Annotated in this window: 10 protein-coding genes; 9 read left to right on the forward strand and 1 reads right to left on the reverse strand. The window is 67.7% G+C overall.

All coding sequences use genetic code 11. From position 1 onward, the window contains the following. Positions 1-37 precede the first annotated feature (37 nt). From WAQ08_RS06700 to WAQ08_RS06710, 3 genes are read left to right on the forward strand one after another with little or no spacing between them, the layout of a single operon-like run. On the forward strand, positions 38-2,374 hold the full coding sequence (locus WAQ08_RS06700; RefSeq protein WP_422190233.1) for a methyl-accepting chemotaxis protein: 2,337 nt from the start codon (positions 38-40) through the stop codon (positions 2,372-2,374). A gap of 57 nt (positions 2,375-2,431) precedes the next feature. Next, a complete protein-coding gene (locus tag WAQ08_RS06705) occupies positions 2,432-9,214 on the forward strand; it encodes an Hpt domain-containing protein (protein WP_422190235.1) in 6,783 nt (2,260 codons plus the stop codon). Positions 9,215-9,270: 56 nt separating this feature from the next. Next, positions 9,271-10,311, forward strand: coding sequence for a GGDEF domain-containing protein (locus WAQ08_RS06710; protein WP_422190237.1), 1,041 nt, complete (start codon positions 9,271-9,273; stop codon positions 10,309-10,311). 508 nt (positions 10,312-10,819) lie between these two features. Here WAQ08_RS06710 and WAQ08_RS06715 read toward each other — a convergent pair. Next, positions 10,820-12,319, reverse strand: a complete 1,500-nt coding sequence (locus tag WAQ08_RS06715; RefSeq protein ID WP_422190239.1) for a cryptochrome/photolyase family protein — start codon at positions 12,317-12,319, stop codon at positions 10,820-10,822. A gap of 51 nt (positions 12,320-12,370) precedes the next feature. On the opposite strand from WAQ08_RS06715, the gene WAQ08_RS06720 reads away from it, so the two are divergent. The 6 genes from WAQ08_RS06720 to WAQ08_RS06745 are packed head-to-tail and all read left to right on the forward strand — an operon-like array spanning position 12,371 to position 17,108. Further along, on the forward strand, positions 12,371-12,952 hold the full coding sequence (locus tag WAQ08_RS06720; protein ID WP_422190241.1) for a YqgE/AlgH family protein: 582 nt from the start codon (positions 12,371-12,373) through the stop codon (positions 12,950-12,952). Positions 12,953-12,989: 37 nt separating this feature from the next. Then, positions 12,990-13,421, forward strand: a complete 432-nt coding sequence (gene ruvX, locus WAQ08_RS06725) for a Holliday junction resolvase RuvX (protein WP_422190243.1) — start codon at positions 12,990-12,992, stop codon at positions 13,419-13,421. Further along, positions 13,418-13,936 (forward strand): bifunctional pyr operon transcriptional regulator/uracil phosphoribosyltransferase PyrR, encoded by a 519-nt coding sequence (gene pyrR / locus WAQ08_RS06730; protein WP_422190245.1) that lies wholly within the window; start codon positions 13,418-13,420, stop codon positions 13,934-13,936. The genes ruvX and pyrR overlap by 4 nt, the downstream gene beginning before the upstream one ends. Then, positions 13,933-14,895: an aspartate carbamoyltransferase catalytic subunit gene (locus WAQ08_RS06735; RefSeq protein WP_422190247.1), complete on the forward strand. Its 963-nt coding sequence runs from the start codon at positions 13,933-13,935 to the stop codon at positions 14,893-14,895. Before pyrR ends, WAQ08_RS06735 begins: the two co-directional genes overlap by 4 nt. 7 nt (positions 14,896-14,902) lie before the next feature. Then, positions 14,903-16,264, forward strand: a complete 1,362-nt coding sequence (locus WAQ08_RS06740) for a dihydroorotase (RefSeq protein WP_422190249.1) — start codon at positions 14,903-14,905, stop codon at positions 16,262-16,264. 31 nt (positions 16,265-16,295) lie between these two features. Next, positions 16,296-17,108: a lysophospholipid acyltransferase family protein gene (locus WAQ08_RS06745; RefSeq protein ID WP_422190251.1), complete on the forward strand. Its 813-nt coding sequence runs from the start codon at positions 16,296-16,298 to the stop codon at positions 17,106-17,108. Positions 17,109-17,168 lie beyond the last annotated feature (60 nt).

A 17,168-nucleotide genomic window follows, 5' to 3' on the forward strand; every position in this document is an offset into this window, starting at 1 on the left:
ACCCTCGGGATCTGAAGAATCACTGGAGCACCTAGCAATGAGCTTTCTGAGCCGTATCAAGGATCTGGGCAAGTCGCGCGACGAGGACGAAGTCCAGCCCGACGCGCTGGTGGCCGATGGCCTGGTGACGGCCAATGGCGCCCAGACGGTGGACACGCAGACCGCCCATTCGGGCCTGCCCACCACCTCGGTGCAGGAAGAATCCATCATCTCCGAGGCAGCGCCCTCCGAGTTCCCGGCCGATTACCACGACACCAGGCTCAAGCCCGAGCTCGATCTGCTGGGCGACCAACTGCCCCCCGAGCCCAAGACCAGCCTGCCGCTGATCGGGCAGCAGCCCCTGGAGCGCCAGCAGCGCCTGCTGGTGGGCGGGGTGGTGCTGGGGGTGATCGGCCTGGTGGCCAGCGCCATCTTCGCGGTGAACGCCGCCGACCGCCGTGCCACGCAGGCCGCGGCCACCGGTCAGGCGCTGATGCAGTCGCAGCGTCTGGCCAAATCGGTGTCGCAGGCCCTGGTGGGCCGGGCGCAGTCCTTCGATGAAGTGGCCGACTCGGCCAAGGTGCTGGCGGCCAATGTGCGGGGCCTGACGCAGGGCGATGCGGCCCTGGGCATTTCCGCGGCGCCCACTGGCGTGCAGAGCGTGATCACGCCCTTGCTGCCCTTTGTGGACCGCGCCGAGAAGAACGCCGGCTTCGTGCTCAAGCAGAAGGACGTGCTGACCAAGGTGAGCACCTCGCTGCGCGAGGTCAACGGCCACTCGTCGGACCTGCTGGACTTGGCCGAGAGCATCGCCACCACCAAGATCGAGAAGGGCGGCGTGACGCCCGATGAGCTCAAGGCGCTGAACCAGCTGGTGATGCTGACGCAGCGGATCGGCAAATCCGCCAACGAGTTCCTGACCGTGGAAGGCGTGTCCACCGAGGCCGTGTTCCTGCTGGGCAAGGATTTGAACTCCTTCAAGGAACTGGCCGAGGGCCTGACCAAGGGCAATGCCGAACTGCGCCTGCCCGGCACGCGTGACCCGGAGGTGCGCGAGCAGCTCGAAGCGCTGCTGGCCCTGTTCGAAGAGATGCGCACGCAGTCCAGCTACATCCTGGGCTCGCTGCAGGGCCTGGTGGCCGCGCGTGATGCGCAGGTCAGCATCGTCGATGACAGCGAACCGCTGCGCAAGGGCCTGGAGCAGGCCCAGAAGCAACTGGCCGAAGGCGCCGGCATTGGTGGTGTCAACGTGGCCCTGCTGCTGGTGTTCCTGGCGCTGGCCGGTGCGGCCGGTTACGGCCTGGTCAACGTCTACCTGGCCGAGCAGCGTCATCGTGCGCAAGTGGCTGAGTTCCAGCGCCAACAGGCCGAGCGGCAGGAGCACGAAGCCAAGCGCGTGAACGACGCCAACCAGGCGGCCATTCTGCGCTTGATGAACGAACTGCAGATGGTGGCTGAAGGCGACCTGACACAGCAGGCCACGGTGACGGAAGACATCACCGGCGCCATCGCCGACTCGGTGAACTTCACGGTGGAAGAGCTGCGCACGCTGGTGGCCCAGGTGCAGGGCACGGTGTCGCGGGTGTCGGACACCACAGGTCAGGTGGAAGCCACGTCGACCGAGCTGCTGGCCGCTTCCGACGAGCAACTGCGCGAGATCCGCGAAACCGGCGAATCCGTGCTGAACATGGCGGGCCGAATCAACGAAGTGTCGGCCCAGGCCCAGCACTCCGCCGAGGTGGCACGCCAATCGCTGAGCGCCGCGGATTCGGGCCTGAAGGCCGTGCAGGACGCCATCGGCGGCATGAACACGATCCGCGAGCAGATCCAGGAAACCTCCAAGCGCATCAAGCGGCTGGGTGAATCCTCGCAGGAGATCGGCGAAATCACCGAGCTGATCTCCGACATTACCGAACAGACCAACGTGCTGGCGCTGAACGCTGCCATCCAGGCGGCCTCCGCCGGTGAAGCGGGCCGCGGCTTCTCCGTGGTGGCCGAGGAAGTGCAGCGTCTGGCTGAACGTTCGGGCGACGCGACCAAGCAGATCGCGGCGCTGGTGCGTACCATTCAGACCGATACGCAGGATGCGGTGGGCGCCATGGAGCGCTCCACGCAGAAGGTGGTGGAAGGGGCTCACCTGTCCGATGCGGCCGGTGCGGCGCTGAACGACATCGACCGCGTGTCGCGCCAACTGGCCGAGCTGATTCAGGAGATCTCCTCGCAGGCGCTGCGTGAGGCCGAATCGGCCAACGTGGTGGTGGCCAACATCCAGCACATCTTCGCCGTGACCGAGCAGACCGGTGATGGCACGCGCTCGACCGCCCAACTGGTGCGCGAGCTGTCCAAGACCGCCGATGAGTTGCAGCAATCGGTGGCCCGTTTCAAGATCGCCTGAGCCTGCTGACGCACGCCGACGACCGCCCCCTGGACGAACCCTTCGATGGACGATCTGATGGACAGCCCGCAAGCCTCTCCCGTGTCGGACGACCTCAGTGCCCTGGCCTGGGTGCACGATGAAGTCCGCAAGTCGCTGGAGGCCGCGCACAAATCCCTGCACCGCTGCCTCAAGGAGGCCGAGGCCACCGGCTTCTCGGATGTGGATGCGCTGGATCCGGCCGTGCTGCGCACCGCCCGCCAGCAGATCCACCAGGGCGTGGGGGCGCTGGAGCTGGCCGGCTTGCCGGCCGGTGCCATGCTGCTGCGCGCCAGCGAGGCCGTGGTGCAGAAGATCGTCGCGCGCCCGCAATCCATCAATGCCCAGGCCATCGAGGCCGTGGAGGCCGCGTCGTTCGCGCTGCTAGACCTGATGCGCCGCCGCCTGGCGGGCAAGCAGGTGTCGGCGCTGGCGCTGTTCCCGCAGTACGAGGCGCTGATGGCCTTGTCGGGCTCCGAGCTGGCCCGCCCTTCGGACCTGTGGGTGCAGGAATGGCCGCCGCTGTCGCTGGATGTGCCGCTGGCCGCGCCGGCCGACGCCACGCCGCGCGGGGTGGATGCCCAAGCGGTGGCCGCGTTCGAGACCACCTTGCTGCAGCTGCTCAAGGGCGCGCCGGTGTCCCAGGCGCGGCCGCTGGTCGAGCTGTGTGGCCAACTGGCCGCTGATGCCGAGGGCCGCCAGGCCCACCGTGAGGCCGCCACCTGGGTGCTGGCCTGCGGCTTCCTGGAGGCCCTGGCTGAAGGGCGCCTGCCGCTGAGCCTGCATGTGAAGCGCGTGCTGTCGGCTCTTTTGAGTCAACTGCGTACGCTGGCACGCCAGCCCGGCATGCCGTCCGATCGGCTGGCGCATGAGCTGCTGTTCTTCTGTGCGCAGGCCGAGCCTGCCGCATCGGCTGCGTCGCCGGCTGGCGGGGTGCTGGACCGCCTGCGAGAGGCCTTCCGACTGGGCGGGCATGAGCCGGTGGACCTGGTCCAGTCGGCGCTGGGGCGTTTTGATCCGGCGTGGGTGGCCCAGGCCGTCAAGCGTGTGGCGTCGGCCAAGGAGGCCTGGTCGTCCGTGGCCGGTGGCGAGTTGCTGCGCCTGAGCGGCCTGCACGAGCCTTTCTCGCTGGTGGCCGATTCGATCCGGCGCCTGTACCCCGATGGCGAAGCCCTGGGCACGGCCCTGCTGGCCGCGGCCGACGGCACGGTCAAGTCGGGTGCGGCACCCGAGGCATCGGCCGCCATGGAAGTGGCCACCAGCCTCCTGTACCTCGAAGCCTCGCTGGACGAGGCCGAGTTCGAACACCCGCAAGAGCGCCAGCGCGCGCAGCGCCTGGCGCAGCGTCTGCAGGCCGTGCTGGCTGGCCAGCCCGCCGAGCCGCTCGAGCCCTGGATGGAAGCGCTGTACCGCCACGTGTCTGATCGTCAGACCATTGGCAGTGTGGTGCAGGAGTTGCGCAGTTCCCTGGGCGAGGCCGAAAAGCGCATCGATCAGTTCTTCCGTGACCATGAGCACGTGACGCCGCTGGTCGAGGTGCCTTCGCAGCTGCAGTCCATGAAGGGTGTGCTGGCCGTGCTGGGCCTGGACGCGGCGGCGCAGGCCGTCTCGCGCATGCGCGGCGATGTCGAATCCCTGCTGGCCCCGGGCGCTGATCTGTTGCAGGCCGCGCACAGCGGCGTGCATGACCGGCTGGCCTCCAACCTGGGGGCCGTCGGCTTCCTGGTGGACATGCTGGCGGTGCAGCCCGGCCTGGCCAAGAACCTGTTCGTGTTCAATGCCGACACGGGCGTGCTCTCGCCCATCATGGGTCGCGCACCGCAGCCTCAGCCTGATGTCGATCCCATCGAGGTGATGGCCCGCCCGGCCGAGCAGGTCGAGCGCGTGCGCACCCAGGAAGTGGCCGAGACGCTGGCCGAATCCGTCGGGCGCGAAGACGTGCCCCTGGCCACCCTGTCCGACGAGATCCAGCACCTGGCCGACACGCCGCTGGTGCAGGACCAGCCTTCGCTCGCTGCCAGCCTGGCCAACGCCCAGGCCGCGCTGGACCGCGCCGCCGCCACCGACGACCAGTCCGAGCAGCAGCAGGCCCGTGACGAAGCCGTGGCCGCACTCAACGATTTCGTGCAGTCCGTGACCGAGCCGGTCGGTGTCGACGAGCCCATCGACCTGTTGCCCGAGCCCGTGCCGCAGGCGCCGCTGGTGCCAGAGAAGCCCGCTGCGCCCGAGGCCACCGGCCTGGAAGAAGACGATGAGATGCGCGACATCTTCATCGAAGAGGCGCGCGAGGTGATCGGCGATGCCCGCACGGCCCTGGCCGGCCTGTCGCGCCAGCCTGATGACGTGACCTTGCTCACCACGGTGCGCCGCGCCTTCCACACGCTCAAGGGCAGCTCGCGCATGGTGGGCCTGGGCGATTTCGGCGATGCCGCCTGGGGCTTCGAGCAGCTCTACAACGCCTGGCTGGCCTCGCAGAACCCCGCCAACGATGAACTGATGGGCCTGAGCATCGAGGCGCTGACCCATCTGGAGCGCTGGGTGGACGCCATCGCAGCCCGCCAGGCCCAGGGCTGGTCGCCCGCCAGTTTGGTGCAGGCGGCCGAGGCACTGCGTCTGCACAACCGGCGTGAGGCCGTGGTGCCGCCGGACCGGTTGTCGGTGGCGTCGGCGGCGATCGCTGAGCCGGCTGAGCCGGAGCCTGCCGCGCTGGCCGATGTCATCGAGCCCATCGAACCGGCTTTGTCGGTGCAAGCGCCTGTCGACGCCACGGCCGATCTGCCTGTGGCCGAGGCTGTACAGATCGCGGAAGCCGCCGAGCCGGCTGCCGAGCCAGTGGCGTCTGAGCCTGAACTGCGCATCGAGTCCGGCGAACTGCCCGCCGAGATCGATCTGATCGAGGTGTCCCTGGTCGACGACGATGCCGTGTCCCGCGAAGCCGAGGCCCAGGCCCTGGCAGCGGCCGCCGCCAAGAACGAGCCTCCGCCCCTGGATGAAACGGTGGCCGACGTGCTGTCGCCGCCCGAGGTCGAGTTGCCTGCGCATGCGGGCGATCCCATCGAAGCGCCGCCCCTGCTCGAAGAGGCGCTTGACCTCATCGTGCTGGACCTCAAGGAGGACGAGGCCTTCCGTGAGGCGCCTGCTGCCGCTGCTATCGAGACCCTTGTGCCCGAGGCTCCGCAGCCCTTCCTGGATATGGCGCCGCCAGCGTTCGAGGACACTGCGCCGCCCGTGCTGGACGTGCCTGAGGCATCGCCTGACGCTGCTTTGACGCAGGGCGATTCTGCACACCCCGTCGCTGACATGGCACTGCCGGAGTTGCATGAACTGGCCGAGCTGCCGCTGGACAGCATCGAAGTGATCGAGGCCGGTGCCGATCTGAGCCTGCCCGAGCCGGATGTGTTCACGCTGCCCGATGACTCGCAAGCCCCCGCTGAGCTGTCGCTCGACTTGTCGTCGGTGTCCTTGGCTGAGCCATCACCAGAGCCTATCGCCGAAACCGACCTGAGCGACGATGATCAGGTCAAGGTGATCGGCCCGCTGCGCATCAGCATCCCGCTGTTCAACATCTACCTCAACGAGGCCGATGAGCAATCGCGCCGCCTGAGCATGCAGCTGGGCGAATGGGCGCTGGAATGGCAGCTGCCCGTCAGTGACGAGGCCGTGGCGCTGGCGCATTCGCTGGCCGGTAACTCCGGCACGGTGGGCTATACCGAGCTGTCGCGCCTGGCGCGTGCGCTGGAACATGCCCTGGCCCGCTCGCAAAGCGCTGGCCGTGGCGACGAGGCCTCGGCCGCGTTGTTCAACGATGCGGCCGAAGAAATCCGCCGCCTGCTGCACCAGTTCGCCGCGGGCTTCCTCAAGTCGCCGAACGAAGAACTGCTGCACCGCCTGGAGCACTACGAGCCGCCCGAGCCCTTGCGCGCGGACGTGGCTGCCCGCCAGCACCTGCGTTTGGTTCGCGCTGAAGACGAAAACCCCGAGTTGACGGGCGAGAGCGCCGAGGCGCCTCAGTCGCTTGCTGGCGACGATGCTGTCCAGGTCACCGTTGACGAGTCTGCGCTGGCACAGCCGCTGGACGACGCTTCCATCGATCTCGCCATCGAGCCTGCCGCTGATGAGCCGCTGCCAGAGCCCGAAGCCGCCCAGGTGAGCGCGGAGCCCGTGCTGGATACGCCCGCCGAGGACTTTGCGCCTTCCGTGGTGACGCCTGCCATCACGCTGGGCCTGCCCGAGGTCAAGCCCTTCGAGCCCTTGCCCGAGCAGCCCGCCAGCGAGCACCTGGTGCGCGCCGTCGGCACCGATGTGGACCTGGGCGCCGATGCCGACATCGAGGCCGTCGATGCCATCGATGCCGACCTCTTCCCCATCTTCGAAGAAGAAGCCCTGGAGCTGCTGCCCCAGTTGGCCGCCGACATGCGCCAGTGGGTGCAGCACCCGCAGCGCCGTGATCTGGCCGATGCCTGCATGCGCACGCTGCACACCTTCAAGGGCGGTGCACGACTGGCCGGGGCCATGCGTCTGGGCGAACTGGCGCACCGCATGGAATCGGCCATCGAGCGGCTGATCGCCAGCGACCATATCCAGGCCGTTGACCTGGAGCCGCTGGAGGCCCGTGGCGACGTGCTGGCCGAGGTCTTCGAATCGCTGCAAAAGCGTGATCAGAGCACCCAGCAGGACCTGGCCCAGCGCCCGGCATCGCTGGTGGCTGCCAGCGCCCAGGATCAGCCTGAGGCTGTATCTGGTGCCGTGCCCAAGGCGACCGACAGCGAACTGGCCGCTTTGCCATCCGCCCAGGTCGCGCCAGCACAGCAGGCTGTGGCGCCGGTGCCGGGCGATGCGCCTTCATCCAGCGTCACGCCGATCGACTGGTCCAGGGTGCGCGCAGACTTCCAGCCCGGCGGTGCCCAGGCCGGTGCCGAAGCGGCCACCGCGTCCAGCATTGCAGCGGTGCGCGTGCGTCCGCGCCTGCTCGACCGCCTGGTCAACCATGCGGGCGAGGTGTCCATCGCGCGCACGCGCCTGTCGGCGCAGATGCAGCAGATGCGTGGCTCGGTGGGCGATCTCACCGAGAACCTGGACCGCCTGCGCCAGCAACTGCGTGACATCGAACTGCAGGCCGAGACACAGCTGAGCACCCGCATGGAAGCGGCGCGGGCCCAGCAGCAGAACTTCGATCCGCTGGAGTTCGACCGCTACACGCGCTTCCAGGAACTCACCCGCATGATGGCCGAGTCGGTGAACGACGTGGCCACCGTGCAGCGCGGCCTGATCCGCAACCTTGAATCGGCCGAAGACCAGTTGGCCGCCCAGTCCCGTCTCACGCGTGATCTGCAGGACGACCTGCTGCGCACGCGCATGGTGGAGTTCGAAGGCCTGTCCGACCGTCTGTACCGCGTCGTGCGCCAAGCCGCCAAGGAAACCGGCAAGCAGGTGCGCCTGGACCTGGTCGGCGGCCATACCGAGGTTGACCGTGGCGTGCTGGACCGCATGGCCGGCGCCTTCGAGCACCTGCTGCGCAACAGCGTCACCCACGGCATCGAGGATCCGGCCACGCGCCAGGCCCAGAGCAAGGACCCCACGGGCACCGTGATCGTAGCCGTGCATCAGGAAGGCAATGAAGTGGCCATCGAGTTCCGCGACGATGGCGCGGGCCTGGATCTGTCGCGCATCCGCGCCAAGGCCGAGGCTCAGGGCCTGCTGGCTCCGGGCGTAGAAGCCACCGAGGCCGAGTTGTCGCAGCTGATCTTCACGCCCGGCTTCTCCACTGCGGAGGCCGTGACCGAACTGGCCGGCCGTGGCATTGGCATGGACGTGGTCCGTGCCGACGTGAACGCCATGGGCGGCCGCATCGAAACCGCCACGGCGGCGGGGCAGGGCACCAGCTTCAAGCTGATCCTGCCGCTGACCACTGCTGTGACCAAGGTGGTGATGGTGCGTTGCGGCGATCTGGTCGTCTCCATCCCGACCAACCTGGTCGAGCTGGTGCGCCGCGCGCGTGCCGAAGAGATCGAACACGCCTACGTCACCGGCACGATGCCCTATGCGGACCTGACGCTGCCCTTCTTCTGGTTCGGTGCGTTGCTGCAGCACAGTGCGCGCGGCCTGGCCGAAGGGCGCACGCTGCCGGTGGTGGTGGTGCGCTCGGCCCAACAGCGCGTGGCCCTGCACGTCGACGAAGTGCTGGGCAACCAGGATGTGGTGGTTAAGAACCTGGGCCCACAGCTCTCGCGCGTGCCTGGCCTGGCCGGTATGACGCTGCTGGCCTCGGGCGCCGTGGCCCTGATCTACAACCCCGTGGCCCTGGCCACCGTGTACGGCAACGAAGCCCAGACCTGGGCCCGCCAGGCCCGCGTGGCCGATGCCGTGGCAGGGCAGGGTGATGCGCAGGCCCAGGCACCACGCATTCAGGCCCCGCTGGAAGCGCCCGCGGCGCCGCTGGTGCTGGTGGTGGACGATTCCCTCACTGTGCGCCGGGTCACCCAGCGCCTGCTCACGCGTGAAGGCTACCGTGTCACACTCGCCAAGGACGGCCTGGACGCGCTGGAAAAGATGGTCGAGGAAATCCCGCTGATCGTGCTCTCCGACATCGAGATGCCGCGCATGGACGGCTTCGATCTGGTGCGCAACTTGCGGGGTGACGAACGCTGGAAGGATGTGCCGATCGTGATGATTACGTCACGGATCGCCCAGAAACATCGCGATTACGCTGCGGAGCTGGGTGTGAACCATTACCTCGGCAAGCCGTACAGTGAGGAAGAATTGGTCAGCCTGGTGGCACGCTACACGCATGCGGCTTTGTCGCAGCAGGGTGCCCAGGGATGATCGTATTGGCGGACGCCCACGCGCGGGGCGGCCGCCTTGGCCTTAGCAGGAGTGGCATGAACAGCGCGATAGAGCACCTGGTCTCCCTGACCGCGCTGCGCGACCGCGAGCAACTGGACCTGTCTCTGGCCCAGGCGCTCGGGTCGATGATGCAGGCCCGCTGCGCGGGCGTGTACCGCGTGGTGCTGGACAAGGACGCATTGCCGCGTTGGCTCAATTGCGGTGTGTCGCGTCCGGGCACGCTGTTGTCCGCCGATCCTGGCTGGATCGATCCGCACGACCTGCCGGAGATCGATGCCTACCCCTTGCGCCAGGAGGTGCTGGAACTGCAATCGGTGCTGCAGGTACCCTCCCAGCAGCCGCAGCTCAATGGCTGGATCACCTTGCTGCCCCTGATGGGCGACTCACACCAGCCCGGCGTCATCGAGATCGAGACCACTGAGCCCCTGACGCCTGTCGAGATCCGTCAGGTCGAAACCCTGCTCAAGGTGTTCGACAACTTCCAGCGCTTGCTCGATTCCAGCCAGCGTGACGCGTTGACCGCGCTGCTCAACCGCCAGACCTTCGACACCACCTTCATGGCGGCCTCGCTGCCGCGCACGGCGGGCATCTCCGAAGAGCACGAGGACCGTCGCCGGCAGGTGGGCGACACCTGGTGGCTGGGCGTGATCGACATCGATCACTTCAAGTCGGTCAACGACCGCTTCGGCCACCTGATCGGCGACGAGGTGCTGGTGCTGGTGGCGCGCATCATGCGTCAGACTTTCCGCCACTACGACCGCCTGTTCCGCTTCGGCGGGGAGGAGTTCGTGGTGATGCTGCGCTGCAATGAGAAGGATGGTGCGATTGCAGCCTTTGAACGCATGCGGCACAACATGGCGCACTACGCGTTCCCGCAGGTGGGACAGGTCACCATCAGCATCGGCATGACGCAGGTGCTGGGTTCGGACACGCCCAGTGCGGCTTTTGCCCGGGCTGACGATGCGGTGTACGAGGCCAAGCGCCAGGGGCGCAACCGGGTGCTGAACCATGAGGCGCTGGTGGCGGCTGGTGCCGTCGAAGAGGCGAAACACGAGGGCGACGTCGAGTTGTTCTGACATCGCTGCTGCTGCCGCTGTGGTGGTGCGTTTGGCGGCTCTACTGCATGCATCGGGTTGATGCGTTTTGTCGGGCAGCGCGGGGCGCGGGATGTGGGGTGGTCGTCCGGGCTTCAATGTTGTCGGTCCTGCCTGCGGCAGGACTGCCTTGCGATGCTCGCGGAGAGGTGGCGCTGCCCAACTCACTGCGTGCCCTGTGGGCACTCCGTTCAAACAAGGGCAGCGAGTCAGTTGACGAAGCATGTGCTGCGCACATGCCCACCTCGCCGCTGCGCTTCTCAGCGCCAACAAGGCGCCCGACCGCCCACCCCACATCCCTGTTTCGCCCCGCTGGTGGCATGCCTGAAAGGGGGGCGCGATGCCTCTGTGGCGCACCTTTGATCACCGCTGATTGCCGTTGATGGTGGTGACCGCCGCACTGGTGATGGGACGGATGACGGTGGCCAGTCGCAGTGCTTCGTGTAGTTAGGCCTACCCAAAGCCAGAACAACGAAACGCAAACCCAGGGCTATTTACCCGACCCTTTGCGGCCAGATGAAGGCGATGCCTTGCCATCCTCTCTCAGCACCCCATACCGATCCAGCGTCTCCTTGCGCGCCTGATCATGGTCCACAATGGGCTTGGGGTAATCACGACCCAGCACGAACCCCTCAGGCAACGCGTCGCTACGAGCCGCCCAAGGCGCATGCAAGGCCCGATCCGGCAACGCTTCCAACTCCGGCACATACCGCCGGATGAACTTGCCCTGCGGATCGAACTTCTCGCTCTGGTTCACAGGGTTGAAGATCCGGAACCACGGCTGCGCATCACACCCGGTCGATGCCGCCCACTGCCACCCGCCGTTGTTGGCCGCCAGGTCGAAATCCAGCAGCTTCTCGGCGAAGTAGGCCTCGCCCCGTCGCCAGTCGATGCCCAGGTCCTTCACCAGGAAGCTGGCCACCACCATGCGCAGGCGGTTGTGCATGTAGCCCGTCTGGTTGATCTGGCGCATGGCCGCGTCCACCAGCGGGTAGCCCGTGCGGCCCTCGCACCAGGCCTTGAAGTCGGCCTCGGCCTCCTTGCCGCGCCGCCACTTGATGCGCTCGTACTCGCGCTTGTAGGCATGGCCCACCACGTGCGGGTGGTGGAACAGGATCTGATGGTAGAAATCGCGCCAGATCAGCTCCGACAACCACACCTGCGCCCCGCGCGAGCCTTTCTGGCCATGCTCCCAGGCCAGCCCGGCCAGATGGCGGATGCTCACGGTGCCGAAGCGCAGGTGAGTGGACAGGTAGCTGGGGCCCTTCACGGCAGGGAAGTCCCGCGTCTCGTCATAGCGGTCCAGGCGGGGCAGAAAGTCATCGAGCAGGGCTTCGGCGCCGCTCATGCCGGCCGGCACCTTCAGGTCGTCGCAAGGCTCGAAGCCGATGTCGGTCAGCGTGTGCACGCGCTTGTCTCCGGCGAGCTTTTCCGGGATGGCGGCCAGGTGCGCCGCGTACCGCTCAACCGGGTAGGGCTTCACATAGAAGGGCTCAATCTTGCGCAGCCAGGCGTTCTTGTAAGGCGTGAAGACGCCGTAGGGCGTGTCGTTGCCGGTGAGCACCTCGTTGCGCTCGAAGATCACGCAATCCTTGGTGGTGTACAGGGCTGCGCCCAGGTCGCTCAGCTTGCCGCGCACGGCGGCGTCGCGCTGCAGGGCGGCCGGGTCGTCGTCGTGGTTGGCGTAGACGGCCTGCACGCCCAGTTCGGCTGCCAGTCGCGGGATTTCCCTGGGCGCGCTGCCGTGGCGCACGATCAGGCCGGCGCCGCGCTTGAGGCTCGCCAGGCCCTGGTTCACCTCGGTCAGGCTGGCCAGGATGAAGGCCACCCGACGGTCCTGGCGAGGCAGGGCGTCCAGGATGTCCGTGTCCAGCACGAAGGCGCACCACACCCGGCGGGCATTTTTCAGGGCGTGGTACAGCGCCGCATGGTCTGTGTGCCGCAGGTCTCGTCGAAACCAGACCAGGGCAGCGTCGATCTGTTCACTCATTGCGTTCCATCGTCTGCGGAGGGGTACGCCGCAGGACTTAAAATCCCGTCCATGTCCGACAGCCCCCCGATCAACCTCACCAACCAGTTCTTGATTGCCATGCCGGGCATGTCCGATGGCAATTTCGCAGGGGCGGTGGTGTACATGTGTGAGCATACCGAACGCGGTGCGCTGGGCCTGATCATCAACCGCCCGATCGAGATCGGCGTGCAGCAGTTGTTCGAGAAGGTCGACCTGGTGCTCGAGCGTGATGACCTGCTCTCCACCCCCGTCTACCTGGGGGGCCCGGTGCAGACCGAGCGCGGCTTCGTGCTGCACGAGCAGTTGGATGAGGAAGGCGGCCACTACAGCTCCACCCTCAAGATCGACGGCGGCCTGGAGATGACCACCTCCCGCGATGTGCTCGAAGCCATGGCCAATGGCGCCGGCCCTCGCAAGGTGCTGATCACCTTGGGCTATTCGGGCTGGAGCGCCGGCCAGCTGGAAGAAGAGATCGGCCGCAACGGCTGGCTCACCGTGGCCGCCGACCGCGAGATCATCTTCGACACCCCGGTGGAAGACCGCTACGACCGGGCCTTGTCCCTGCTGGGCATCGACCGGGGCTTCCTGTCGTCCGAGGCCGGTCACGCATGAGTGCCGCGCGCGCCATGCCCAGGATGGAGGCCCCCCAGTGAGCGCCACCTTCCTGGCTTTTGACTACGGCCTCAAGCGCGTGGGCGTGGCCTGCGGCAACGATCTGCTGCGCCAGGCCCAGCCCTTGCGCACCATCGCGGCCGAGGGCGATGCCCGCTTCAATCAGATCAAGAAGCTGATCGACGAATGGCGCCCCGACGCGCTGGTGGTGGGCGTGCCCTTCCACCCTGATGGGGCCGAGCACGAGATCACGCGGCGCGCGCGCCGCTTTGGCCGCCAGCTCAACGGGCGCTTTCACCTGCCCGTGCACGAGGTCGACGAGCGCTACTCCAGCGTCGAGGCCGAGCGCGACGACCCGGATGACCTGGATTCGGCCTCGGCCGCCATCATCCTGCAACAGTATTTCGACGAGACTGCCGCGCGCGGCCTCGCGTCTTCAACATCTCCATCGGAGGATCCCGCCCCATGAGCAGCACCTCCCAACCCTCGCTGAGGCTCGACGCCGAGCAGCTGTACGACGTCCTGCTCAAGGGCGTGCGCAAGCTGCTGGACCAGGACACGGCCCTCGTGGGTGTGTGGTCCGGCGGCGCCTGGCTGGCCGAGCGCCTCAGCAAAGATTTGGGCCGCAGCGAGCCGCACGGCACCATCTCGTCGGCCCTGCACCGCGACGATTTCAGCCGCCGCGGCATGGCCGTCTCGCGTGACGCCACCCAACTGCCCTTCGAGATCGAAGGCCGCCACATCCTGCTGATCGACGACGTGCTCTACACCGGCCGCACCACGCGCGCCGTGGTCAACGAGCTGTTCGATTTCGGCCGCCCGGCCAGCGTCACCCTGGTGGTGCTGGTGGACCGTGGCGGGCGCGAGCTGCCCATCGAGCCGGCCTTCTCGGCCGCGCGCATCACCCTGCCCGCCGAAGAACGCGTGTCCCTGGGACGCGATGACGCCACCGGCCAGTTCACATTCCAATTCGAGAGGGTTTGATGCAACGACGCAACCCCCAGCTCAACAAGCACGGCGAGCTGATCCACCTGCTGAGCACCGAGGGCCTGCCCCGCGACGTGATCCACCAGATCCTGGACACGGCCGGCACCTTCGTGAGCGTCAACGACCGCGAGGTCAAGAAGATCCCGCTGCTGCGCGGCAAGAGCGTCTTCAACCTGTTCTTCGAGAACAGCACGCGCACGCGCACCACCTTCGAGATCGCGGCCAAGCGCCTGAGCGCCGACGTGATCAACCTGGACATCGCGCGCTCGTCGGCCTCCAAGGGCGAGAGCCTGCTCGACACCATCGCCAACCTCAGCGCGATGCACGCCGACATGTTCGTGGTGCGCCACGCCGAATCCGGCGCCCCCTACCTGATCGCCCAGCACGTGGCGCCGCACGTGCACGTGGTCAACGCCGGTGACGGCCGCCACGCGCACCCCACGCAGGCGCTGCTGGACATGTACACGATCCGGCACTACAAGCAGGACTTCACCAAGCTGACCGTGGCCATCGTGGGCGACATCGTGCACTCGCGCGTGGCCCGCTCGAACATCCACGCGCTGACCACCCTGGGCGTGCCCGAGGTGCGCGTGGTCGGCCCACGCACGTTGGTGCCCGGTGATCTGCGTGAGATGGGCGTGCGCGTGTGCCACGACATGGCCGAAGGCATCCGCGATGCCGACGTCGTGATCATGCTGCGCCTGCAGAACGAGCGCATGTCCGGCGGCATGCTGCCCAGCGCAGGCGAGTTCTTCAAGGAGTTCGGCCTCACGCCCGAAAAGCTGGCGCTGGCTAAGCCCGACGCCATCGTCATGCACCCCGGCCCCATCAACCGTGGCGTGGAGATCGACTCCGCCGTGGCCGATGGCAAGCAGAGCGTGATCCTCCCGCAGGTCACCTTCGGCATCGCCGTGCGCATGGCCGTCATGTCCATCATCGCCGGCAACGACGCTTGAGACGAGTATGAAGATCCTGATCAAGAACGGTCGCCTGATCGACCCCGTGGGTGGCCTGGACACCGTCGGTGACCTGGCCCTGGCCACCGGCCGCATCGTCAGCATCGGCCAGGTCAACGCCGACTTCGACGCCGACCGCGTGATCGACGCGACTGGCTGCATCGTCGCCCCCGGCCTGGTGGACCTGGCCGTGCGCTTGCGCGAGCCCGGCCACGAACACGAAGGCATGCTCGAATCCGAGCTGGCCGCCGCCGCCGCCGGTGGCGTGACCAGCGTGGTCTGCCTGCCTGACACCGACCCCACGCTGGACGAGCCCGGCCTGGTCGAGATGCTCAAGCTGCGCGCCCGCAAGCTCAGCCGCTGCCGCCTGTTCCCGCTGGGCGCGCTCACGCGTGGCCTCAAAGGCGAAACGCTCACCGAGATGGCCGAGCTGCACGAGGCCGGCTGCGTGGGCTACTCGCAGGCCGAAGCCCCCGTGCGTGACACCCAGGTGCTGCAGCGCGCGCTGCAGTACGCCGCCACTTTCGGCTACACCGTCTGGCTGCGTCCGCAGGATGCCTGGCTGGGCAAGGGCGTGGCCGCCAGCGGCGCCATCGCCACGCGCCTGGGCCTGTCGGGCGTGCCCGTGGCCGCCGAGGTCATCGCGCTGCAAACCATCGTCGAACTGGTGCGCGTTACCGGCGCGCGCGCGCACCTGTGCCGCCTGTCCAGCGCCGCTGGCGTCGAGATCGTGCGCCGTGCCAAGGCCGAAGGGCTGCCCATCACGGCCGATGTGAGCATCAACTCGCTGATGCTGACCGACATGGACATTGGCTTCTTCAACTCAGCCATGCGCGTGGTGCCGCCGCTGCGCCAGGGCCGTGACCGCGACGCCCTGCAGGCAGCCCTGAAGGACGGCACGCTCGACGCCCTCGTGTCCGACCACACCCCGGTCAGCGAAGACGAGAAGATGCTGCCCTTCGGCGAGGCCGAACCCGGCGCCACCGGCCTGGAGCTGCTGCTCAGCCTGGCGCTCAAGGGCGCCGGCCTGGAAGCCGGCCCGGCCGCGTCGCTCGACGGCAAGCGCCTGGCTGCGGCCCTGGCCACCGTCACCAGCGGCCCGGTCAAGGTGCTGGGCGAGGCCATCGGCTCGCTGGCGTCCAGCGCCGGGCGCCTGGTGCAGGGCGGCGTGGCCGACATCTGCGTGTTCGATCCGGCCGTGAGCTGGAAGGTCGAGGGTAGCCAACTGCTCAGCCAGGGTCGCCACACGCCTTTCGCCTACGAATCGACCGGCTTCGAGCTGCCGGGCCGCGTGCGCCTCACCCTGGTCGCGGGGCAGCTTGCCCACGAGGCGCTGGAGGCCGACTCGGCAGACGCAGCCCAGGGCTGATCCAGCCGCGTCCATCTCCCCGCAGTTCAAGATGTCCGATCAGTCCGCCGCCACTCCCAGCACCATGCATCGCCCCGACACCGACACCGACACCGACATCGGCTGGGCGCGGCGCTTGCGCGCGGTTGGCCGCATCGTGCACATGGCCATCTACCTGTGGCGCGTCTCGCTGATCATGCGCTGGCGTTTCGAGACCATGGACCACGCCACGCAGCAGGCCAACGTACGCAAATGGTCAGCCGCCGTGTTTCATTGCCTGGGGGCCAAACTGGTGGTCAAGGGCACGCCCCGCCCAGGCGCCAAACTGATCGTCGGCAACCACGTGTCCTGGATGGACATCGCGGCCATCAACGCCACGGTGCCCAGCCGCTTCGTCTCCAAGGCGGAAGTAGGGCAGTGGCCCATCGTTGGCCGCATGGTGACGCTGGCCGGCACCATCTATCTGCAGCGCACCAGCCGACGTGACGCCATGCGCGTCATGGCGCAGCTCACCGAGAGCCTGCGCGATGGCCACACCGCCGCTGTCTTCCCCGAAGGCACCACGGGCGATGGTCATCGCCTGCTGCACTTCCACGCCAACCTGCTGCAATCGGCCATCGATGCCGATGTGCCGGTGCAGCCGGTGGCCATCCGCTACAGCGATGCGCAGCACGCCATCAGCCCGGCGGCGGCCTATGTGGGCGACACCTCGCTGGTCCAGTCCCTGTGGTGGATCGCCTGTGCGCAAGACCTCACCGTCAACGTGACCGTGCTGCCGCCCCAGCGGGTGGACCACGCCGACCGCCGTGCCCTGGCCACCCGCCTGCATGATGAGATCGCCGAGGCCTTGCCTTCGGAACTTTGAGCGCCACATCAGGTCTGTCCTGCCATGTGAATTGGTGCTGAGCGGGTGAAATCGGACAAT

Origin of the sequence: Aquabacterium sp., assembly GCF_049274795.1 — a bacterium.
Lineage (GTDB): Bacteria > Pseudomonadota > Gammaproteobacteria > Burkholderiales > Burkholderiaceae_C > Aquabacterium.